Origin of the sequence: Streptacidiphilus fuscans, assembly GCF_015690355.1 — a bacterium.
GTDB lineage: Bacteria > Actinomycetota > Actinomycetes > Streptomycetales > Streptomycetaceae > Streptacidiphilus > Streptacidiphilus fuscans.
The window spans coordinates 319,690-339,872 of sequence record NZ_JADPRT010000004.1 but is presented as its reverse complement, the minus strand read 5'-3'; the positions used below and the strand labels follow the sequence as shown (position 1 = coordinate 339,872).

18 protein-coding genes are annotated in these 20,183 nt (G+C 72.3%); 12 read left to right on the top strand and 6 right to left on the bottom strand.

Annotation, left to right across the window (positions count from 1 at the left end; all coding sequences use genetic code 11):
• Nucleotides 1–45: 45 nt before the first annotated feature.
• On the bottom strand, nucleotides 46–837 hold the full coding sequence (locus I2501_RS12165) for a DUF4389 domain-containing protein (protein WP_196193927.1): 792 nt from the start codon (nucleotides 835–837) through the stop codon (nucleotides 46–48).
• Nucleotides 838–1,274: 437 nt separating this feature from the next.
• Between I2501_RS12165 and I2501_RS12160 the strand changes: the two genes are divergently transcribed.
• From I2501_RS12160 to I2501_RS40570, 5 genes are all read left to right on the top strand, one after another.
• Nucleotides 1,275–2,681 carry a hypothetical protein gene (locus tag I2501_RS12160; protein WP_196193926.1) on the top strand — a complete coding sequence of 469 codons (1,407 nt, stop codon included), beginning with the start codon at nucleotides 1,275–1,277 and terminating at the stop codon, nucleotides 2,679–2,681.
• 200 nt (nucleotides 2,682–2,881) lie between these two features.
• Complete coding sequence (locus I2501_RS12155) at nucleotides 2,882–4,303, top strand: family 2B encapsulin nanocompartment shell protein (RefSeq protein ID WP_196193925.1); 1,422 nt, start codon at nucleotides 2,882–2,884, stop codon at nucleotides 4,301–4,303.
• A 30-nt stretch (nucleotides 4,304–4,333) separates the two neighbouring features.
• Nucleotides 4,334–5,524, top strand: a complete 1,191-nt coding sequence (locus tag I2501_RS12150) for a family 2 encapsulin nanocompartment cargo protein terpene cyclase (protein ID WP_196193924.1) — start codon at nucleotides 4,334–4,336, stop codon at nucleotides 5,522–5,524.
• A 201-nt stretch (nucleotides 5,525–5,725) separates the two neighbouring features.
• Nucleotides 5,726–6,577 (top strand): geranyl diphosphate 2-C-methyltransferase, encoded by an 852-nt coding sequence (locus tag I2501_RS12145; protein ID WP_196194145.1) that lies wholly within the window; start codon nucleotides 5,726–5,728, stop codon nucleotides 6,575–6,577.
• A 193-nt stretch (nucleotides 6,578–6,770) separates the two neighbouring features.
• A complete protein-coding gene (locus tag I2501_RS40570; RefSeq protein ID WP_196193923.1) occupies nucleotides 6,771–8,495 on the top strand; it encodes a SpoIIE family protein phosphatase in 1,725 nt (574 codons plus the stop codon).
• 32 nt (nucleotides 8,496–8,527) lie between these two features.
• On the opposite strand, the gene I2501_RS12135 is transcribed toward I2501_RS40570, so the two are convergent.
• Both I2501_RS12135 and I2501_RS12130 read right to left on the bottom strand, forming a co-directional pair.
• Nucleotides 8,528–8,683, bottom strand: coding sequence for a hypothetical protein (locus I2501_RS12135; RefSeq protein ID WP_196193922.1), 156 nt, complete (start codon nucleotides 8,681–8,683; stop codon nucleotides 8,528–8,530).
• A gap of 19 nt (nucleotides 8,684–8,702) precedes the next feature.
• A complete protein-coding gene (locus I2501_RS12130) occupies nucleotides 8,703–9,092 on the bottom strand; it encodes a DUF302 domain-containing protein (RefSeq protein WP_196193921.1) in 390 nt (129 codons plus the stop codon).
• Between the two features lie 165 nt (nucleotides 9,093–9,257).
• Between I2501_RS12130 and I2501_RS12125 the strand changes: the two genes are divergently transcribed.
• From I2501_RS12125 to I2501_RS12110, 4 genes are all read left to right on the top strand, one after another.
• Entirely contained in the window at nucleotides 9,258–9,530 is a 273-nt protein-coding gene (locus tag I2501_RS12125; protein ID WP_196193920.1) for a metal-sensitive transcriptional regulator, read from the top strand.
• Nucleotides 9,531–9,594: 64 nt separating this feature from the next.
• Nucleotides 9,595–10,665: a DUF2332 domain-containing protein gene (locus I2501_RS12120; protein WP_196193919.1), complete on the top strand. Its 1,071-nt coding sequence runs from the start codon at nucleotides 9,595–9,597 to the stop codon at nucleotides 10,663–10,665.
• 71 nt (nucleotides 10,666–10,736) lie between these two features.
• A complete protein-coding gene (locus I2501_RS12115; RefSeq protein ID WP_196194144.1) occupies nucleotides 10,737–11,153 on the top strand; it encodes a GNAT family N-acetyltransferase in 417 nt (138 codons plus the stop codon).
• 361 nt (nucleotides 11,154–11,514) lie between these two features.
• Nucleotides 11,515–11,943, top strand: a complete 429-nt coding sequence (locus I2501_RS12110; protein ID WP_196193918.1) for a TOBE domain-containing protein — start codon at nucleotides 11,515–11,517, stop codon at nucleotides 11,941–11,943.
• A 67-nt stretch (nucleotides 11,944–12,010) separates the two neighbouring features.
• On the opposite strand, the gene I2501_RS12105 is transcribed toward I2501_RS12110, so the two are convergent.
• The gene (locus tag I2501_RS12105; RefSeq protein ID WP_196193917.1) at nucleotides 12,011–12,631 is read right to left on the bottom strand and encodes a VOC family protein; all 621 of its coding nucleotides are present in this window, start codon (nucleotides 12,629–12,631) and stop codon (nucleotides 12,011–12,013) included.
• A gap of 140 nt (nucleotides 12,632–12,771) precedes the next feature.
• Here I2501_RS12105 and I2501_RS12100 point away from each other — a divergent pair, with 140 nt between their 5' ends.
• Complete coding sequence (locus I2501_RS12100) at nucleotides 12,772–13,680, top strand: patatin-like phospholipase family protein (RefSeq protein ID WP_328806327.1); 909 nt, start codon at nucleotides 12,772–12,774, stop codon at nucleotides 13,678–13,680.
• Nucleotides 13,681–13,723: 43 nt separating this feature from the next.
• A complete protein-coding gene (locus I2501_RS12095; protein WP_196193916.1) occupies nucleotides 13,724–14,767 on the top strand; it encodes a phosphotransferase in 1,044 nt (347 codons plus the stop codon).
• Nucleotides 14,768–14,809: 42 nt separating this feature from the next.
• Here I2501_RS12095 and I2501_RS12090 read toward each other — a convergent pair whose 3' ends face one another.
• Nucleotides 14,810–17,344, bottom strand: coding sequence for a flippase-like domain-containing protein (locus I2501_RS12090; protein ID WP_196193915.1), 2,535 nt, complete (start codon nucleotides 17,342–17,344; stop codon nucleotides 14,810–14,812).
• Between the two features lie 271 nt (nucleotides 17,345–17,615).
• On the opposite strand from I2501_RS12090, the gene I2501_RS12085 reads away from it, so the two are divergent.
• A complete protein-coding gene (locus tag I2501_RS12085; RefSeq protein ID WP_196193914.1) occupies nucleotides 17,616–18,353 on the top strand; it encodes a class F sortase in 738 nt (245 codons plus the stop codon).
• 36 nt (nucleotides 18,354–18,389) lie between these two features.
• Here the strand turns inward: I2501_RS12085 and I2501_RS12080 are convergent, their stop codons facing one another.
• Nucleotides 18,390–20,138 carry a cholesterol oxidase substrate-binding domain-containing protein gene (locus I2501_RS12080; RefSeq protein WP_196193913.1) on the bottom strand — a complete coding sequence of 583 codons (1,749 nt, stop codon included), beginning with the start codon at nucleotides 20,136–20,138 and terminating at the stop codon, nucleotides 18,390–18,392.
• Between the last annotated feature and the right edge of the window lie 45 nt (nucleotides 20,139–20,183).

Sequence of the window (20,183 nt, the reverse complement as noted above, 5' to 3'; positions counted from 1 at the left end):
GCCATACCCGGTCCGACGGACGAGCGGCCGGTCGACGGGTGGACGTCAGCGTCCGGCGGCGGAGCTGGGCTGGTCGACGGTGGTCGTGTTGTTGCCGTTGCTGTTCTCGTAGGAGGTCGAGACGCTGCCGAGCAGGCCCAGCAGCAGGAAGAGGACGACCAGCGCCCTCCCTCCCCCGGACAGCAGCAGTGGCCGGGACGCCGAGCGGCGTTCGGTCAGGGTCAGCGAGTCGTCGCCGAAGAGGCGCTTGGGATAGGCCGGGGTGAGCATCGACGCGTAGGCCTGGAACCGCAGTGAGAACCGGACGGTCGCAGCGGTCGCCTCGAAGGCCGGACGCGGCAGCCGGCCGAGGACCAGGGTGATCAGCCAGAGGAAGAACCCGACGACGTACCAGCCCTGGGTCACCAGGCCCTGGACGATCCCGGCGGGGATCATCAGGAGGAGTCGGAAGAACACGGCCAGCCGGTTGAGCGAGGTGGCCGGACGGAGCTCCACCTGGACCGGGTGCTCGGGCGCGTCGAAGGCGAACGGCGGATACCGGTCGACCAGCAGCATCGCGTAGGACTGGACCCGGGTCTGGTAGACGAGCAGCCCAGCCAGATAGCTGTGGATCGGTCCTGGCAGCCGCCCCAGGACGAGGGCCGCGAACCAGCCGACCACGACGGCCAGAAAGCCGAGGATGCCGAGGATCGTAAGCACGATCCACTGCGGGATCAGCAGCAGCCAGCGCAGCAGCACGGTCCAGCGGCGCTGCGCTCCCGGCTCGGGAACGTCCAGCTCCGGCACGGCCTCGGCGTTCGGCAACGGCGGCGGGCTCGACCACGTCTGATACGCCATCCCGGCCTCCTGGGTCCCCTTGTCCTCTTGTACGCGGCAGCCGTACGCGGCAAACCTGTGCGCGGCCAGGCCAGCTTCACCGACGTGGCACCGTTACGCGCGCCGGATGGGCCATGCGGGCGGACAGTGTGCGCGCCACCCCGGACGATCGAAAGACGACCTCACTCGATCACCTTCCGACCGCATCATGCGATCTTGATCAGATTCCGCTTCTGCCTCGGAACAGCACATCACCCCAGGTCCATCGATACGTTCTGATAAACCCTCATGTTCCACAAATCTTGTTGTCATGTGCAGCACGCGCATATGCCAGTGCGCCGGGCCATGCAACCGTGCGCCGACGCAGGCGCGCATCGGCGGGCGCTGCGCGGTCCATGACCTAAGCGGGCGTCCGATTGTCGGACGCCGGACACCGAACGATGGAGGACCGCACGGCCATGGCGCGACGCGAAGCCAACGTCCGTCTGCGAGCACTCGCCCAGGAGGCCGGCTGGACCGGCGCCGAGCTGGCCAGGGCGGTGAACCGGGCCGGAGCGGAGAGCGGGGTCGAGCTGCGCTACGACCGCACCTCCGTCGCGCACTGGATGGCCGGGACCAGACCCCCGACGGTCGTCGCCGCCCTCGTCGCCGAGGCGCTCGCCCGTGGCCTGGGCCGCCGCGTCACCCTCGCCGACACCGGCTTCGCGCCGCCGGACTCCCCCGCGGCCGGAGCGCCCGGAGCGACCGGAGCCCTCGGCGTCCCCGGAACGCCCGGCGCTCCCGGGACCACGCCGGACCACGCGCGAGCCCCCGCAGATACGTTCAGCCAGGCGGCGACGCTCACCGCGCTCGACCGGTCCCGGGCCCTGCCGTACCAGCGCGAGTTCGAGGCGGACCCGGTGCACACACGGCCGTACAACCCGGCCGACGCGCCGCCCGCCCGTCGGGTCGAGGCCGCCCATGTCCGCTCGGCGCAGGCGATGCTGCGCTCCTTCGCCGCCGTGGACACCTCCTTCGGCGGCGGCCACTCCCGCAGCGCGCTGACCGGCTACCTGCGCTGCAGCGTGGCGGAGTGGCTGGAAAGCCCCGCCGCGCCGAAGGTGCGACGCGACCTGCTCGTCGTCGCCTCCCAACTCGCCTCGCTCGCCGGGTTCATGTGCTACGACGTGGAACACCAGGGCACCGCGCAGGCCTACTACCGCACCGCCGCCCGACTTGCCGCCGAGGCGGACGACGCGTGCGGACAGGCCGCCGCGTTACGGGCGTTGAGCATGCAGGCGCATCATCTCGGCCATCGGCCGCAGGCGTTGGAGCTGGCCGAGGCAGCCGCCGTGCACGCGCCGCGACTGCCTCCCGCCCGCGCCGCCGCCGTGATGGGCCAACTGGCCGTCGCCGCAGCCGGACGGGGTGACCAGCGGCGCGCGCTGGACTCCCTGGCCCGCTCCTCCGATCTGCTCTCCCAGGCCGAGAGCGCCGAGGACGCGGACGGGAGCGGCTACCACGAGGCGGCCCACGAGAGTCACCAGGCGCACGTCTTCGCCGCGTTGGGCGACGTCCGGGCCGCCATCGGCGCGCTGCGCCGGTCGCTGCAACAACGCCCTCCCGGTGAGCGCCGCACCCGCGCCGTGACCACCGACCGACTGGGCACGCTGCTGCTGGAGGCGGGCAACCTGGAACAGGCGTGCGCCTCCTGGCACGACTTCCTCGACGACTACCCGCTGCTCCACTCCGGCCGCGTCGACCGTGCACTGCGATCGTTGCGCGGGCGGCTGCGCCCTTTCCGCACCAGCGTCGCCGGACGGACCGTGCTGGCCCGCAGCGAGCCGTTGATGTCGCGCTCGTCCCGGGCGGCCCTGGCGTACTGACGCGCAGACTCGGACACGCGTTCTGACACCACCTCGGCCGCACTCTCAACTCCCCTGCCGCACAGGGCATTCGAATCGCACCGCGTTCAACGCCCGCCAACTTTCAACATGCCCGGCCCCGGAACCACCCCCCACGCCACCCCCCGGTCCCGCTTACTGGAATCCGTGCGCACCCACGCGCCCCAGAGGAGGAATCCACCATGTCCATCGAGGCCCCGGAGAGCTCGGCCGGCGTCAACGGCAGCGCTTCCGACCAGCAGAGCCTCAGTACCAAGGCCGCGCGCAATCTCGCCACCACCACCAAGTCGACCCCGCAGATGCAGGGCATCAGCTCCCGGTGGCTGCTGCGGTCGCTGCCCTGGGTCGACGTCAAGGGCGGCACCTACCGGGTGAACCGCCGACTGACCCTGGCGGTCGGGCGCGGTCGCGTCGGCTTCGTGCAGAACGGCGCGGACGACGTCCGGATCATCCCGGAGACGCTGCGCGAGATCCCCGCGCTGCGGGACTTCACGGACGACGCGGTGCTGGCCGAGCTCGCCTCCCGGTTCCGGCCGCGCGAGTTCCGCGCCGGAGAGGTCCTGGTGGAGGAGGGGACGCCGATCGAAGAGGTCTTCATCGTCGCCCACGGCCGGATCAACCAGCTGAGCACCGGCAAGTACGGCAGCACCAACGTGCTGGGCACCGTCGCCGACGGCGACCACCTCGGCGACGAGGCGGTGCTGACCAGCGACCCGCTCTGGCTGCACACCGCCCAGGCGGCCACGTCCGGCACGGTCATGGTGCTGCCGTGGTCGGGGGTGCAGGACCTCTTCGACCGCGCGCCCCAACTGGCCTCCCACATCGACGGGTTCGTCTCCGACTCGCAACGGGCCACCAACCGGTCCGGCGAGGCGCAGATCGAGCTCAGCGCCGGCCACGAGGGCGAGCACCTCCTGCCGGGCACCTTCGCCGACTACGAACTCGAGCCGCGCGAGTACGAGCTGAGCGTCACTCAGACGGTGCTGCGGATCCACAGCCGCGTCGCCGACCTCTACAACAGCCCGATGAACCAGACGGAGCAGCAGCTCAAGCTCACGATCGAGGAGATCCGCGAGCGCGAGGAGTGGGAGCTGCTCAACAACCGCGACTTCGGTCTGCTCCACAACACCGCGTACGACCAGCGGATCAACACCTGGTCCGGTCCGCCCACCCCGGACGACCTGGACGAGCTGCTGAGCATGCGCCGCAACACCGAGTTCTTCCTGGCGCACCCGAAGGCGATCGCCGCCTTCTTCCGCGAGTGCAACAAGCGCGGCATCTACCCGGACACGGTGACCCGACGCGGCCACCAGGTCCCCGCCTGGCGCGGCGTGCCGCTGCTGCCGTGCGGCAAGATCCCGGTCGAGGGCCACAGCAGCTCGATCCTGGCCATGCGTGTCGGCGAGGACAACCAGGGCGTCATCGGCCTGCACCAGACCGGCCTGCCGGACGAGGTCGACCCGAGCCTCAACGTGCGGTTCATGGGCATCGACGAGAAGGCGATCCTGTCCTACCTGGTCAGCGCCTACTACTCGGTGGCCGTGCTGGTCCCGGACGCGATCGGCATCCTGGAGAACGTCGACGTCGCCGCGCCGCGCTCCTAGCAGGCGCGGGAAGCCAGAAGCGAGGGAACCATGCTGCGCCTCGACGCCGACGTACTGAACCGCCTGCTCTCCGGCCCTGAGGGGCCCGGAACCACGGCGATCCGACTCTTCCGCCCGCCGCCCACGTCGACCGAAGCGTCCGACGCCTCCGACACGTCCGACACGTCGGACGCGGCTCCCGCGCCCGGTCTGCCCGCACCGGCAGTGGCGCCCGGCGAGGGCAAACCGGTCCGGATGGGCAGTGTCACCGTTCCGCCGCTCTACTGCCCGAAGGCGAGCCGGGACGACCGGGCGCTCGGCGACCTGGTCAACGACCGGCTGGTCGCCTGGGCCGAGCAGGTGGGCCTGTTCAAGGGACGGTTGGAGCGGCTGCGGTCGCACAACTTCGGCCGTCTCTTCATGCTCGCCCACCCCGACACCGACGACCCCGACCGGCTGCTCGCCGCGGCCCGCTGCGGGCTGTCGGAGTGGGCGGTGGACGACCACTGGGTGGACGAGGGCGACGACGCCCGCCCCGAACTGATCGGCCCGCGCATTGCGTTGGCCCACGCCGTGGTCGACCCGGTCCGGCTGCCGGGCGCGTACGGGGTGCAGTTCGAGGACGTGGTGCGGCAGGAGCCGGTGCTGCGCGCGTTCCGCTCGGCGCTGGCCGGGCTGTCCTCGATCGCCAACCCGACCCAGGTGGCGCGGCTGCGGCACGAGTTGGCGGTCATGTTCGTCGGCTACGGCCAGGAGGCCGAGTGGCGTACCTCCGGGCGGCGTCCCGCCGTCTGGGAGTACCTGCTGCACCGCTACGAGAACGCCTTCTTCCCGTGCATGGTGCTGATCGACCCGGTCGGCGGCTACGAGCTGCCGATCCACGAGTTCGCCGACCATCGGGTGCGCCGGACGTACCTCTACGCGGGGGTTGCCAACGTCCTGCTCAACGACCTGTACTCGATGGCCAAGGAGGACCCCTCCGACACCAACCTGCCCAACCTGATCGCCGCCGAGGAGGGTTGCTCGCTCCAGGAGGCGGTCGACCGGGCGGCGGCCATCCACGACGAGATCATGCACACCATCGAGGCGGAGTCCGCCGTGCTGAGCGCGGCCGGATCGCCGGAGCTCAAGCGCTTCCTCACCGGTGTCTGGGCCTGGATGGGCGGCAGCCACGAGTGGCACGCCACCAGCGCCCGTTACCACGGCACGCCCTCCTCTGAGGACGCGGAAGCCGCTGCTTGAGCCATCGGTGACGGCTCGTCACTTCACTGATCCCAGCTGAACTCTCAACGCCCGGCCGTGGCGCGCGGCCGAGCGGTCTCACCCTGCTCATCGTGCTCACCCTGCTCATCGTGCGAAAAACCCGCACAGCATCAGAGAACATCAGAGAACCGGAGTACATCAGTGATCCTCAGCGAGAAGTCCGCCATCCCGGGCCAGTCCATGCACGGCCAGTCCTACGCCGACCGGACCAGCCCCTACCAGGACTCCGTCGCCGACTACTGGAACGCCGAGCGCAACCCGGTCAACCTGCGCCTCGGCGAGGTCGACGGCTTCTACCACCACCACTACGGCATCGGTGAGCCCGACTGGTCCGTGCTGGAAGGCCCGGAGGCGACCCGAGAAGAACGGATCGTGCAGGAGCTGCACCGGCTGGAGTCCGCGCAGGCGCAGCTGCTCGCCGACCGGCTCGGGCCGATCACGGCCGACAGCCGTCTGCTGGACGCCGGTTGCGGTCGCGGCGGCGGCAGCATGGTGGCCAACGCCCGGTTCGGCTGCCAGGTGGACGGCGTGTCGATCTCCCGTACCCAGGTCGACTTCGCCAACGAGCAGGCGCAGTTGCGCGGGGTCTCCGACAAGGTCCGGTTCCACCTGCGGAACATGCTGGACACCGGCTTCGAGTCCGGTGCCTTCGACGCGAGTTGGAACAACGAGAGCACCATGTACGTCGAGCTGGGCCTGCTCTTCGCCGAGCACGCACGGCAACTCCGGCGCGGCGGTCGGTACGTCACGATCACCGGCTGCTACAACGACACCTACGGGCTGCCCTCGCGCGCGGTCAGTGAGATCAACGCGCACTACATCTGCGACATCCACCCGCGCAGCACGTACTTCAAGGAGATGGCCGCCAACCGCCTGGTCCCGGTCAGCGTGATCGACCTGACCGCGGCAACCATCCCCTACTGGGAGCTGCGCGCCAAGTCGCACCTGGTGACCGGGATCGAGAAGAGCTTCCTGAACGCCTACAAGGACGGCAGCTTCCAGTATCTGCTGATCGCCGCCGACCGCGTCTGAGCCGGCACCGACCGACGCTGAACGCATACTGATCCGATGTCGACCGGGCCCACGCGGCCCGGTCGAACGGCGCGCCGCATTGCGGGCCGGGGCACAGTCGTCATAATCGTGCTGACAATCGACGGTGCCCCGGCTCCCCGGTTTCCCGGCGTGGATCGCCGGGCCGGACCGGCGCAGGAGCGGGGACGAAAACGTGGACGAGGGACCATCGCCGAGCACGGCTGCGGCGGACACGACGTCGTCCACGCCCGCTCGTACGACGTTCCCCGAGCCTCCGACCGTGACCTTCCCCGAGGCCCTCGACGCTGCCCGCGCAGGGCTGTTCGCGTGGGACGTCGCCTCCGGCGCGGTCCACTGGGACGACTTCGTCTGCTCGCTGGTCGGCGTCGCCCCCGAGGAGTTCGACGGGCGCGCGGACGCCTTCTTCGACGCCCTCCACGCCGCCGACGCGGCCCGGTTGGCGGCGGCCACCGCCAAGGCGCTTGAGCGCGGCGGCCGTTACCGCAACCACTACCGGATCGTCCATCCCGACGGGCGGATACGCCGGATCGAGGAGCGCGGCGAGGTACTGCTCGACGCCGACGGACGGCCCGAACGCGTCCTCGGCCTGCTGCTGGACCGCAGTTCCGACGGCCCCGATCCGGGCTACCCGGAGGTGCCGACCGCAGCCCTCGACGCCACGTCGGGCTACGGCCACGGCTACGGACCGTACGCCGACTCCTCGGACGCCTTCCTGCTCACCATCACCCGCGCCCTGTCGAGGGCGACCACGGCCGACGACGTGATGCAGGTGCTCACCGACATGGCCCGCCCGTCCCTCGGCGCCGAGACGCTGCTTGTCTCGCTGACGCCGACCGGCGACCCGCACGAGATCGGCACCGTCACGCTGCACGAGCCGCTCCCCGAGGAGCTGCATCCGCTGCGTCCGGCCGCGGCGGCCGCCATGCGGCGGGCGCTGGTGCAGGAGAAACCCGTCTTCGTCGAGGGCATCTCGGCTCCCCCGCCACCCGGCCGCCGGCCCGTCGTGCGGACCTGGGCGGTGCTGCCGCTCGCCTCCTCCGACCAGCGGCACGGCAGTTGCCTCTTCGGCTATCCCGGCGCTCGCCGGTTCGACGAGGCGCAGCGCTCCCTGTTCACCGCCCTCAGCGGCATCATCGCGCACGCGCTCGGCCGTGCCCTGCTCTACGACGCCGAGCACCAGCGCGCCACCGAGCTGCAACGCGCGATGCTGCCGCGCCGCGTCCCGCACGTCCCGCACCACACCGTGGCCGTGCGCTACCGGCCCGGTACGGCCGGGATGGAGGTCGGCGGCGACTGGTACGAGGTGCTGGAGCTGGACGGGGACCGGGTCGGGCTGGTCATCGGCGACGTGCAGGGCCACAGCGCCCGCGCCTCGGCCGTGATGGGCCAACTCCGGATCGCCCTGCGCGCGTTCGCCCGCGAGGGCCACGACCCGGCCGGGACGCTGGCCCGCACCAGCCGACTCCTCTCGGACCTGGACACCGACCTCTTCGCGACCTGCTGCTACCTGACCTTGGAACCCGCAACCGGGCGACTGTCGGCCGCGCGTGCCGGTCACCCGCTGCCGGTCCGACTCGAATCCTCCGGCGCGGCACGGGAGTTGGACCTTCCTGGGGGTCCGCCGCTGGGCGTCGACCCGGCGGCCGAGTATCCGCTGGCCGAGCACCGACTGGGCGTCGGTGAGGGGCTGTTGCTCTACACCGACGGCCTGATCGAGGACCGCGAGGAGTCCTACGACGAGTCGGTCGACCGGCTCCTGGCCGCCCTCGCGGAGGGCGGACGCCCGCCCGCGCGGACCGGCTGGGAGAGCCTGGCGGACCGCCTGGTCCGCCCCCGGGACACGGCCGCCACGCAGCGCGACGACCTGGCCCTGCTGCTGCTCCGCCGGGACGCGTGAGGCCTGCGCGGCCGCACACTCGACTCAGTGGTTCAGCCGCGCCCGAAGAGGCGCCAGCCGCGCTTGGGCTTCGGCGGGCAGGAGCAGCGGCGCGAGGCCGGGACACCAGAGAGGACCTGCTCGACGTGGCGACCGCAACCGGAGTAGGTGTACTTGCCGCAGTCGCGGCAGGTGACGCGCTGACACATGGTGACGCTCCCCGCCCCGTCAGGCGACCAGCGCGGCGAGCGCCGCGTCGAGACGGGCGGTGGCCTCGTCGGCGACCTCGCGCAGCGCGTCCACGCCGGAGACGGTGACCATCAGGCCGGGGTCGACAGCCTGGACCAGGACGTGGTCGCCCTCGGTGCGGACCACGACGTTGCACGGCAGCAGCAGACCGATGTTCCGGTCGGCGGCGAGCGCGCGGTGCGCCAGCGGCGGGTTGCAGGCGCCGAGGATGAGGTAGTCCTCCATCTCCTCGCCCAGCTTGGCCTTCATGGTCGCGGCGACGTCGATCTCGGTCAGCACGCCGAAGCCCTGGGCGGCGAGCGCGTCGCGGACGGCCGCGACGGCGGCGGGGAAGTCGGTGTCCATGCGGACGGTGCGGTCGTAGCTCATGCTCCCCACAATACCCCCTGGGGTACAGCGGAAGCCGCCGACAGGCCCCGAGGTGGCGGACGTCACCATACCCACGGGGGTATCATGGGACCCCGACCGACCATTCCCCCTCACATCCGCCCCACGTCAGCCCCGTCCGCCCCGCGCCACACCGAGGAGCACGCCATGCAGGTCGAAGAATCCGCGGCCGTCCCGGTCCTGAACCGGCTGCGGCGCGCCCAGGGCCAGCTGGCCGGGGTGATCGCGATGATCGAAGCCGGTCGCGACTGCAAGGACGTGGTGACCCAGTTGGCCGCCGTGTCCCGCGCGCTGGACCGGGCCGGATTCAAGATCATCGCCAGCGGGATGCGCCAGTGCCTGGCCGACGCCGAGACGAACGGCGAGGCCTCGCCGATGAGCGAGGAGGAGCTGGAGAAGCTCTTCCTGAGCCTTGCCTGACCGTTGGCCCGAGCGTTGCCGTAACCTGCTGCGCCCCGCGTCGCCCGTGGGCTACCGTCGGCCCATGACGGACAAGATCGCGAACGACCCGCGGGCGTCCATCCGTAACGCCTTCGCGGACGCCAGGGAGTTCACCACCTCCCCGCTCTACCGCTCGCTCGCACGCGTCGTCGCCGAGGACGACGCCCTGTTGGACCTGGCCGCGCGCGGGCGCGCCGGTCAGTACCCGACGTTCCTCTTCTTCGGTGCGGTGCACCACGTGCTGCTGTCCGGGGTCGACCATCCGCTCGCGGCCTTCTTCCCGTCCCGCGTCGCCGACCCGGCGCCCGCCGAGGGCCAGGCGGCCGGCGCCGCGCTGCGGTCGTTCTGCGCCGCGTACGAGTGGGAGCTGACCTCGCTGATCAGCTCCCGGCTCGTGCAGACCAACCAGGTGCAGCGCTCGCTGGCGCTGCGCTACGGCCTGGCCACGCTGCTGCCCGAGACCGACGGCACCCCGGTCCACCTGATCGAGGTCGGCGCGAGCGCGGGTCTCAACCTCGGCTACGACCGCTACGGCTACACCGTGGGCGCCCAGCGCTTCGGCAACCCGGACTCGCCGGTCCAGCTCGCGGCCGAGCTGCTCGGCGACGGCCCGCTGCCGGACCTGGACACGCTGCCCAAGGTGGCCAGCGTCCTCGGCGTGGACCTCAACCCGATCGACATCCGCGACGTGGAGGACCGGCGCTGGCTGGAGGCGCTGATCTGGCCGGAGAACCACGACCAGCGCCGTCTGTTCAGCGCCGCGTCCGAGCTGATCGCCGCCGACGCGCCGCCGATCCGGGCCGGTGACGCCGCCGTGGTCCTGCCGGAGCTGGCCGCGTCCCTTCCGGCCGGCGAGCCGCGCGTGGTCTACCACTCGGGCACCCGGATGCACGTCCCGGCGCACCATCTGGACGCCTTCGACGCCGGGATCGAGTCGCTCGGCGCGGACGGTCCGCTGTGGTGGCTCTCCCTGGAGGACGCGCCGGATCCCGCACTGCCCCGCTCCTCGGACCGGTTCGGCGCGGCGCTCAACCTCCGTGGCCCGGACGGCGAGCGGCGCACGCTGGCCGTCGTGGACGGCCACCTGCGCTGGGTCGAGCCGATGCCGTGGTGAAGCAGCCGCACGGGGCCGACGGGTTGGCGATCCGTGCTCCTCGGCCGGAGGAGGCCGCGGAGTTGACGGAGATGGTGCTCCGCTCCAAGGCACACTGGGGCTACGACGCGGCCTTCATCGACGCCTGCCGCGACGAACTGACGCTCAGCGCCGATGATCTGACCCGTCGTCATGTCATGGTGGCCGAGCGCGGCGGGCACGCCGTCGGGATCGCCGCATTGGGCGAGGGCGAGCCGCCCGAGGGAGCGCTGGACCTGCTGTACGTCGACCCGTCGGCGATCGGGCAGGGCGTCGGCGGGCTGCTCTTCGCCCAGGCCTGCGCGGTCGCCCGCGCCGCGGGCTTCTCCCGGCTCACCATCGACGCGGATCCGCACGCCGAGGCGTTCTACCTGTCGCGCGGCGCGGTACGGATCGGCGAGTCGCCCTCCGGATCGATCCCGGGCCGGATGCTCCCGCTGCTCGCCGTGGAGTTGGACGGCAGGCGCTGAGCGACGAACTGAACCAGCAACCGAACCAGGAAGGGGCGGCGGCCGGTGGACGGAGGCCCGAACAGGGCCGTTGAACGAGCCGACCAGCCCGATCGGCAGCCACCCCTTCGCGCCGCACCGGCGTGTGCATGCCATGCCGGGCGACGACCTTGATCGTAGTACGCGGGGGGCGCTCGCGCACCGTTCGTGCACCGTTCACGCCCTCCGGATTCGCGCCGGACGTGTGAATCCGGGCCGACATGCCAGAGCAAAAACGGCAATCGGCTCTCATCTGCAAAGGCACAGGAAATCGGACATCCCTGAGTGGATACGGTGAAACCGTCGTCACCTCCGTTCACTCCGATCCCGCGAGGTTTCCACCATGGCCCAGAGCACCCTGAGCATCCGCAACCAGCTGCCCGGCACCGTCACCTCCGTCACCAAGGGCCCGGCAATGGCCTCGGTGAAGGCACGCCTCACCGGCGGTCAGGTCATCACCGCCGCGATCACGTCGGACGCCGCCGACGAGTTGAAGCTGGCCGAGGGCACCGCCGTCCAGGCCGTGATCAAGGCGACCGAGGTCTCCCTGGCGACGGGTTCGGTCTCCGGCCTCAGCATCCGCAACCAGCTGCCCGGCACGGTCACCGCCATCGCCGTCGGCGCGGCGATGGCCTCGGTCAGGGTCGCCGTCGAGGGCGGCGAACTGACCGCCGCGATCACCACGGACGCCGTCACCGATCTCGGCCTGACGCAGGGCAGTTCGGTCGTCGCGCTGGTCAAGTCCACGGACGTCTCACTCGCGACGGCCTGACGCCCACGCTGTCAGCCACGGCTCACCAGAGCCCGACTCACCAAAGCTCGGCTCACCAGAGCTCGGCTCACCAGAGCTCGAACTCGTTGCCCTCCGGGTCGACGAGTTCGGCTCCCGGCCCGTGGCTCGGGGCGGCGGCTGTCGCGGACACCGCGAGCCGCAGCCGGTTCGGCGCGGACTTCGGCGCTGCCGGCGGGCCCATGACCAACGTCGGCCCGCTGCCGGACGGATGACGCAGTCGGACGCCCCACGCGCCCCGGTCGACCAGCTCCCACCCGGTCCGCCGCTGCCAGAAGGCGAGTTGGGCCACCGGGTCGGCGGCGTCCAGCGCGATCGCCGCGAGCCCGTCGTCCGCCGAGGCGTGCGGCAGCACGCAGAACTCGTTCCCCTCGGGATCGGCCAACACCGCCCAGGGCACCGCACCCTGCCCGATGTCGACCGGCTCCGCCCCGAGGGCCCGCACCCGCGCGACCTCGTCCGGGCCGCCCGCCAGGTCGAGGTGCAGCCGGTTCTTGCCGCGCTTGGGCCCGCCCGCCGCCGCGACGAACCGCACCACCGGGCGGCCCGGACGCGGCGAGTACAACTCGCTGCCGTCCGGCGAGGGCCGCCACCCAAGCGCCTCGCCCCAGAACGCGCGCAGCGCGGGCACGTCCGAAGCCTCGATCACGACGCCGAGCAACGCTGCCATGGCTCCCCCGACTTCTGACGTCTTCGGATCGACCGACCTCGGCAGCGTACCCGGGCGGGGAGAGCGGGTATCTTCTGCTGCGATCCGGTGTTCGGGTGCGCCGGGAGGCAGTCGGAGGGGGCGCGGTGGACGCGGATGCGGTGGACACGAACGACGCGGTGCGCGCGAAGCGCGACAAGGCGCTGGTCCTGGGCGGCGGCGGACTGACCGGCATCGGTTGGGAGTGCGGGATCCTGCACGGCCTCGCGGAGGCGGGCATCGACCTGGCCGGGACGACGGACGTGATCATCGGCACCTCCGCCGGGTCCGTCGTCGGCGCACAGCTCACCTCCGGTCTGCTCGACGTGCGCGAGCTGTACGAGCGCCAGATCGCGGCCGTGGAGGCCGAGGAGGCGCGCGGCTCGTTCGGCAGGTCGGCCATGCTGCGCTTCGTCTGGGAGGTCGCCCGCTCGCGCGACGCCCGGTCCTTCGGCGTCCGGATGGGCGCGCTGGCGATGGCGGGCGCGGCCGCGTCCGCCGGCTCGGGGACCGTGCCCTCCCCGCAGCGCGCGAGCATCGAGCGACGGCTGCTCAGCCACGAGTGGCCGGGTCCGGAGCGCCGGTTGGTGGTCACCGCCGTGGACGCGGAGACGGGCGAGTTCGCGGCTCTCGACCGCGACGGCGAGCTCGGCCTGGTCGACGCGGTCGCCGCGAGCTGCTCGGTGCCGGGCGTCTGGCCCCCAACCCGCGCGGCGGGCCGCACCTGGATCGACGGCGGCATCCGCTCCTCCGCCAACGCGGACCTGGCGCAGGGGTACCGCAGCGTCGTCGTCATCGCGCCCCTGCCCGTCGGCGCGGGGCCGATCGCCAGCCCGCGCTCCCAGGTCGAACGCCTCACCGCGTCCGGCTCCCGGGTCGCGCTGATCACCCCGGACCGCGCCGCACGCCGCGCCTTCGGCCGCAACATGCTCGACCCCTCCCGCCGCGCCTCCGCCGCCCGCGCGGGCTTCGCCCAGGCATCCGCCCACGTCGAGGCCGTGGCCGCGGCGTGGTGCTCGGGCGGGCGCTGATATTGGCAGGTGGTCGCGCGGGGACGCGTGCCAGGATGACTGGATGCCGAACCAACTGCCCTTCGGGGAGCGGCTCCAGGCTGAACTCGGCCCCGCGCGCAAGGTTCACCGCTTGGAGAGCAGTCCGCGCTCGCGCGTCTGGCGGGCCGAGCTCTCCGGCACGCCGATGGTGGTCAAGCACCTTGTCGACGCCCCGGAGGCCGACGAGCGGTACGACCGCGAGGTGACTGGGCTGCGGCTCGCCGCCCGGGTCGACCCGCCCGTGGTGCCACGGCTGCTGGGCACCGACTCCGCGAACCGGGTCGTCGTCCTGGAGCTGCTGGAGCACCGCAGGCCGCGCGAGGACTGGCTAATCGACTACGCCGCCGCGCTGGCCCGCCTCCACGCGGCGACCGGGCCTGATGACGTCGGCGCGCTGCCGTCTTGGTCCGATCCGACAACGGGTGACATCGACTCCTTCCTCGGGCTCGCCGGGACGTTGGGCGTGCCCGTCGCGCCGGGTGTGCGCACCGAGTTGGAGGGCTTGGTGGACCGGCTGGCCGCCACCACGGCGGACCACGCGAGCTCCCATGCCCTGCTGCACGGCGACCCCTGCCCCGGCAACGACCTGCACACCGTCGACGGCGTGCGGTTCATCGACTTCGAACAGGCCTCGCTCGGCAGTGGCCTGGTCGAACTCGCCTATCTGCGTATCGGTTTCCCCACCTGCTGGTGCGCGACCGCGCCACCCGCGCCCGTGTTGGACGCGGCGGAAGCCGCCTACCGCACGGCCTGGCGCGATCTGACGGGCCGCCAGGTTCCGGATGACCTCACCGACGCCTGCGCCGGGTGGCTGCTCCGCGGCGACGCCCTCGTCCAGCGCGCCCAGCGCGGCACGGTCGACCAGCTGGCCCGGCTCCCGCGCCGCGACTGGACCTGGGGAACGGCGACGGCCCGCCAGCGCCTGGCCCACCGCCTCGGCGTGGTCAGCGAGCTGGCCGCAACCGGCAACGAGCTCAGAGGATTCGGCCAACTCGCTGCTGCCGTCCGCGAGTCGATGCTCCGGCGCTGGCCCGCGCTCCAGCCGCTGCCTGCGAAGCGGCCTTAGGGCCTGAGCAGGACCTGCCGAACGCCGCGCCGACGTCAACCGTCAGACGGCGTCGATGTGTTGCAGCCACAGGTAGGCGACCCATCCCGGCAGGGCGGGCAGCCAGAGCGTCAGCATCCGGTAGAGCAGGACCTGCAGCAGTGCGACGTCGTAGGGCATCCCGGTGGTCGTCTGCAGGGCGTAGGCGAGCACCGCCTCCACGCCGCCCACCCCACCGGGGGTGGGGACCGCCTGGCCGAGGGTGCCGCCGATGAGGTTGGCGATGGTCACCTCGGCGAAGCCGGGGTGCTGTCCGAAGGCGAGGGCGCAGGCGTAGAGGCAGGCCGCCGAGAACAGCGAGACCAGAAGCTGGCCGAGGACGCCGACGGCCACCTTGCCCGGCTGCTGCAACAGGTCGAGCATCCGCGGCAGGATGCCGCTGATCATCGGCCGCAGCCGGGAGACCACCCAGCGGCGCAGCGGCGGGACGGCGGCCACGAGCAGCGCGAGGGCGCCCGCCGCGAGCAGCGCGACCACGAGGTCCGTCGAGTCGGTGAACGGCGTCCGGTACTGGCCGCTGGCCAGGAAGCCGAAGATGAAGATCAGCAGGATGTGCAGCACCAGTCCGACGGCCTGGGTGACGCCGACGCTGGCCACCGCCTGCCGCGTCGGGAGGCCCTGCTTGTGCAGGAACCGGGTGCCCAGCGCCATTCCGCCCAGCCCGCTGGGCGCGACGATGTTGACGAACCCTCCGGCGACCTGCGCCAGCAGACTCCGCCAGAGGTTCAGCCGCTCCGGGACGAAGCCGACGAAGCTCATGGTCGCGGCCACGAATCCGCCCGCCGAGAGCACGGCCGCGACGGCGATCCAGCCGGGTCGCGCCTGGGTGAGCGCGTCGAAGGGGTTGGTGTTCCTGCTGGAGAGCTGGAGGACGAGCAGGTAGCCGGCGATGGCCAGCCCCAGGACGGCGATCAGGGTGCGCGGGCGCAGTCGCTCCAGCCGGACGGCCTCGACGGGCGCCTCGGGGATGGCGCGGGTGATCTCGTCACGGATCCGCGCGAGCAGGGGCGCGCCCTGGCTCGTGTCCTGCTCGGGGGCCGAGTCCTGCTGCTGGTCCTTGGCCTGCTCCTTCTCCTGCGCCTTCACCCGGGCCCGGGTGCTGCGCGGCAGGGCGAGCGGCTGGAGCACCGGCACCGCCGTCCCGAGCCGGTCCGGACCGAGGACGTCGAGCGCGGCGGCGACCGCCCGCTCGGGCCCCACCCGCAGGGAGAGCGTGGTGAGCAGCTGTGCGAGGTCCGTCCGCAGCACGAGGTCACCGGCCGCGATGTCGCCGTCCTGGAGGTTCACCAGGCCCGCGTCACCGTCCTCGTCACCGTCCTCGTCCACCCACACCGAGTCGGCCGTCAGGGCGCGGTGGGCGATCCGACGGGTGTGCAGGAGGTGGACCTGCTGCCAGATCCGGAGCAGCAGCGGATCGGTCAGTTCCGCGTCGTCGAGCTGGTCCAGCGTGCGCCCGGGAAGCGGCTCGTAGACCGCGAGCGACGCGTCGGGGCCCAGGTCGGCGGTGGCGAGCAGCCGCCGGGTGCGGACGCCGGCCGCCTCGGCGGCGTACGCGAGCAGCGCTTCCTGTCGCAGGGCGTCGCTGGGCGAGAGCAGGCTGCGGCGCTCGGGGGCGGAACGCAGGCGCAGCCGCTGTCCGAGCCGGTGCAGGAAGCCGACGGCCGACTGCCCCCGGTCCAGCACCATCACGTCAAGGGCCTGGCGCGGAACCGGGCCGTCGTCCGCCTGTCGTACCAGGTAGCGCTGCGGTTCCTGCGGCGGTTGGTCCGGCCTGCGGAACGCCGCGGTGGGGGCGAATCCGACCTGGCGCAGCGCCCGGAAGAGCAGCTCCACGTTCGGACGGACGTTCGGCGACCCCACCGCGTACGCCGTCCCGTGCGCGGTGGTCCAGCCGAGCAGCAGCGACAGCAGCACCGACAGCGCGTCCGCGTAGCCGCTGACCAGCGCGGTCAGCACGTCCAGGGCGACCACGACGGCGAGGCCGATCCGCCACTGCGGACGGCGGGCCACCCCGGCTGCCGTCATGAACGCGATGGCCGGGACGGAGAGCGCGAGGAGCGGCCCGTCGAACGGCGAGGCCGCCTCGGGCGGGGTCAGCACGGACACGATCGCCTGCGGCAACAGCTCCGGGTACCAGAGGTTCAGCGCCATGCTGAGCCCGAAGGCGATCGTGGCGGCGATCAGCCCGTCCTGGACGCGCCGACGCCCGTGCCGCAGCAGCTGCGACACGGCGAACGCCGCAGGCACCAGCAGGACGGCGGTGCTGGCGAAGGATCCGGCCAGCGCCAACAGCAGGCGCGGTGCCTGTCCTGCCCCGCGGGTCGCGTCCAGTTCGAGGCCGCCCATGGTGTCGTGCGCCGCGTCGGCCACCAGCAGCGTCAACACGGTGAGCAGCAGGCCCAGCACGAACCGGACCAGCGTCTCCGGACGCCGGGCCCGGGCGGGCAGCAGCAGTTCGGCCCGCCCCACGCTCACCAGCTGCGGCGGTGTCTCCTCGGCGTCGGACCGGCTGGGTCCGCGCAGCACCACATCATCCACGAGGAGCGCCCCCACTGGTCACGGCTGGCTCGGCAGGCAGCACCGACTACCTTAATCGCCGCATCCGCCGCCTCGGCCCAGTCGCTGTGCGGGGGGCACAGGCACCCGAGCCGGGGCGACGAGGTGCACAGCCGAACGGGTGGTGTCACGGGCGGCCGTTTTCGGGACGGATAAATCTGACAATCCTTCACATGCACGTCCCTGTACAACCCCGCACGCCCCCGCACGCCCCCGCACGCCCGTGCACGCGCGCAGCGAAAGCGATCACCCCATGAAGTTCTACGACGACCCGCTGGACCACGACGATCTTCAACCCGCCGAGCCCGCTGACTCCACCGACCCCACCGACCCCGCTCCCGGTGCGGGCTCCCGACGCAGCCGCCGGACGTTGGTCGCGCTGCTGCTCCCCTTCCTGCTCGGCGCGTGGATGATGTGGGACGGCACCCGCACCCCGCATCCGCCCACGCCGGTCGCCGCTCAGGCAGCCCCCAGCGCCGGGCACGCCCCGGTGTCCACCTCGCTCGCGCCCATCCGTCCGCCGGCGCCCGTGCTGCTGCCGCTCGCCTGGAGCCCACCGACCCGGATCACGATCCCGGCGATCGGGCTCGCCGCCCCCGTCACGCCGCTGGGGCTGGACCGCACCGGCGAACTGTCCGCGCCGAACGCCAAGTACACCGGCGTGGCCAAGAACGCGGGCACGGCCAAGAACGCGGGCATGGCCGGCTGGTACCAGGACGGAGTCGCACCAGGCCAGCCCGGAAACGCCCTGATGGTCATCCCCCAGCTGAGCTCCCTGCACCCGGGCGACCGGATCGAGGTGCTCCGCCAGGACGGACACACCGCCGCCTTCTCCGTGGACGCCGTCGGGCCCTACGCCAAGAACGCCGGCAGCGGCGGCAGCAGCAGCAGCGCGACCGTCCCCGAACTCCGCCTGGTCACCCCGCCCGCCTCCGGCATCTCTGCCGGTTCCGACATCGTCGTCGACGCCCACCTCGTCTCCGTGCGCTGAGCGCTGAGCGCCGCCCTCGGCGCTGGACCCACCCGTTCAGAGCGACAACTGGTCCAGCAGCGGGCCGCCGAAGACGCCGTTCGGGTCCAGCGCGGCGAAGGTCGCCGCCGCCGCGGCCCAACCGTCCCCTGCCGCTTGGCCGTCGGTGAAGGAGGCCGGGATCGCGCCGCTCATCGCGGTCGTGTCGGTCCACGCGCCGGAGGGGGTGTTGGCCCACTCCTTGGGCCACTCGTTGTGGACCGCCCCGTACGAGCCGGTGAAGTGGCCGCGGAACCACTGCTCCATCTCGCCCATGAACTGGTGGCAGCCGGGCGTGACCGGCACCGTCGTCATGTCGAACCAGACCGCCGTGTCCCACTCGGGGTGGTCGGGCCGGGTCCGCAGCGGCGAGAGCTGTGCGCCGAGCGCGCCGGGGACGCCGCAGTCGGCGGCCTGGTCGAGGCCGGTGACCCGGATCTCCAGCGGCGCGTTCATCGGGTAGAGGCCCTGTGCCGCGTACGACGCCAGCTTGGCGCTGTACTCGGCGTAGAAGTCGCTCACCACCTGCTGCACGTTGGCCCGCGTGGTCACCACGTTGCAGCAGGTCGAGGTGATCCGCAGCGTGGTGGGCCGGACGTAGAGCAGGACGTCGCTGGACCAGCCCCAGATGTCCCAGGTGTCGGTGGCGACCAGGCCCGCGCTGATCGCGTCCATCTGCGCGGCCGTGAAGGTCGGGGTCGCCGACGCGTCGCCCGCGACGATCTCCGAGAGCAGGTCCGAGACGTTCTTCGGCACGATGTCGTTGAAGGTGAAGTCGTACGGACCGGTCACCGCGCGGGAGACCCACGGCTGGCTCGGGGTCGGCGTGAAGATCCGCAGCCACGGCGAGGAGGTGAACGGGAACCAGATGCACACCACCCGCCCCGACTGCGCGACGTACGAGGCCAGCGACTGCGACCCCGCCGAGGCGGGCGGCGCGAAGAGGTCGGCGGCCGTGACATTGAACCAGCTCTGGCAGCGCAGCCGTTGGTCCTCCCCGACGCGCAGCGTCGCCTCGGTGACGAAGATCCGTCCCAGGTTGACCAACAGCGCCTGGATCTCCGGGTCGGTCCGCTGGAAGGTCTTCAGCACGTACGCGCCCTGCCCGGCGTCCCAGACCACGGCCGTCAGGCTGGTGATCAGGTTGCTGACCGACCCGTAGGTGTGCCCGGACGGCGGTGTCTCCCCCACCGCGGGCACGCCGGTGCCGCGTCCGCCGCTGGCCAGCACGCCGCCGACCGTGCACGCGCCGAGGACCGGGAAGCCGGTGAGGCCCAGGCCCGCGTTCTTGAGCGTGCCGAGGACGTTGTCCATGGTCGCGCCCGGCTGCACGGTGACGCTGGCGGGGCTGCCGGAATTCACGGTGATGCCGGTCAACGAGGTCGTGGTGTCGACGAGCAGCTCGTTGGCGGGCGTGCCCGGTGAGGCGACCAGCGGCGACCAGCTGTAGCCGCCGCCCCGCGCGCGCAGCCGCCAGCCGTTGGTGTGCGCCCAGTTGGCGAGGGTCAGCACGTCTGCGGCGCTGCGCGGGGACGCCGTCCAGAGGTTCTCGACCGTGATCTCCTCGGACCAGTTCTGGAACGTCTGCTGGTACAGCGGGATCCCGGCCGGGAACTGCGGCGGCGCGGTGATCGTGGTCGCCGCGCTCGCCGCCGGGATCCGGCTGAACGGGGTCCACTGCACCGCCGTCGCCAACGCCGCTGCGGCGCCTGCTCCGAGCAGCATCCGGCGACTGAAGACGGGCGCGTGCGACTCTTCCTCTTCCATCGGTTCCCCTCCTGACGGGCCGCGCTCGGCTGCGTGCGGTCAGCG

Excerpts from the sequence above, each read along its gene's own strand:
- I2501_RS12145 (WP_196194145.1), top strand. The coding sequence starts at position 5,726 with ATGCACGGCCAGTCCTACGCCGACCGGACCAGCCCCTACCAGGACTCC.
- I2501_RS12125 (WP_196193920.1), top strand. The coding sequence starts at position 9,258 with ATGCAGGTCGAAGAATCCGCGGCCGTCCCGGTCCTGAACCGGCTGCGG.
- I2501_RS12135 (WP_196193922.1), bottom strand. The coding sequence starts at position 8,683 with ATGTGTCAGCGCGTCACCTGCCGCGACTGCGGCAAGTACACCTACTCC.
- I2501_RS12155 (WP_196193925.1), top strand. The coding sequence starts at position 2,882 with ATGTCCATCGAGGCCCCGGAGAGCTCGGCCGGCGTCAACGGCAGCGCT.
- I2501_RS12130 (WP_196193921.1), bottom strand. The coding sequence starts at position 9,092 with ATGAGCTACGACCGCACCGTCCGCATGGACACCGACTTCCCCGCCGCC.
- I2501_RS12110 (WP_196193918.1), top strand. The coding sequence starts at position 11,515 with ATGGCCCAGAGCACCCTGAGCATCCGCAACCAGCTGCCCGGCACCGTC.
- I2501_RS12120 (WP_196193919.1), top strand. The coding sequence starts at position 9,595 with ATGACGGACAAGATCGCGAACGACCCGCGGGCGTCCATCCGTAACGCC.
- I2501_RS12165 (WP_196193927.1), bottom strand. The coding sequence starts at position 837 with ATGGCGTATCAGACGTGGTCGAGCCCGCCGCCGTTGCCGAACGCCGAG.
- I2501_RS12115 (WP_196194144.1), top strand. The coding sequence starts at position 10,737 with ATGGTGCTCCGCTCCAAGGCACACTGGGGCTACGACGCGGCCTTCATC.
- I2501_RS12080 (WP_196193913.1), bottom strand. The coding sequence starts at position 20,138 with ATGGAAGAGGAAGAGTCGCACGCGCCCGTCTTCAGTCGCCGGATGCTG.
- I2501_RS12160 (WP_196193926.1), top strand. The coding sequence starts at position 1,275 with ATGGCGCGACGCGAAGCCAACGTCCGTCTGCGAGCACTCGCCCAGGAG.
- I2501_RS12085 (WP_196193914.1), top strand. The coding sequence starts at position 17,616 with ATGAAGTTCTACGACGACCCGCTGGACCACGACGATCTTCAACCCGCC.
- I2501_RS12105 (WP_196193917.1), bottom strand. The coding sequence starts at position 12,631 with ATGGCAGCGTTGCTCGGCGTCGTGATCGAGGCTTCGGACGTGCCCGCG.
- I2501_RS12150 (WP_196193924.1), top strand. The coding sequence starts at position 4,334 with ATGCTGCGCCTCGACGCCGACGTACTGAACCGCCTGCTCTCCGGCCCT.
- I2501_RS12095 (WP_196193916.1), top strand. The coding sequence starts at position 13,724 with ATGCCGAACCAACTGCCCTTCGGGGAGCGGCTCCAGGCTGAACTCGGC.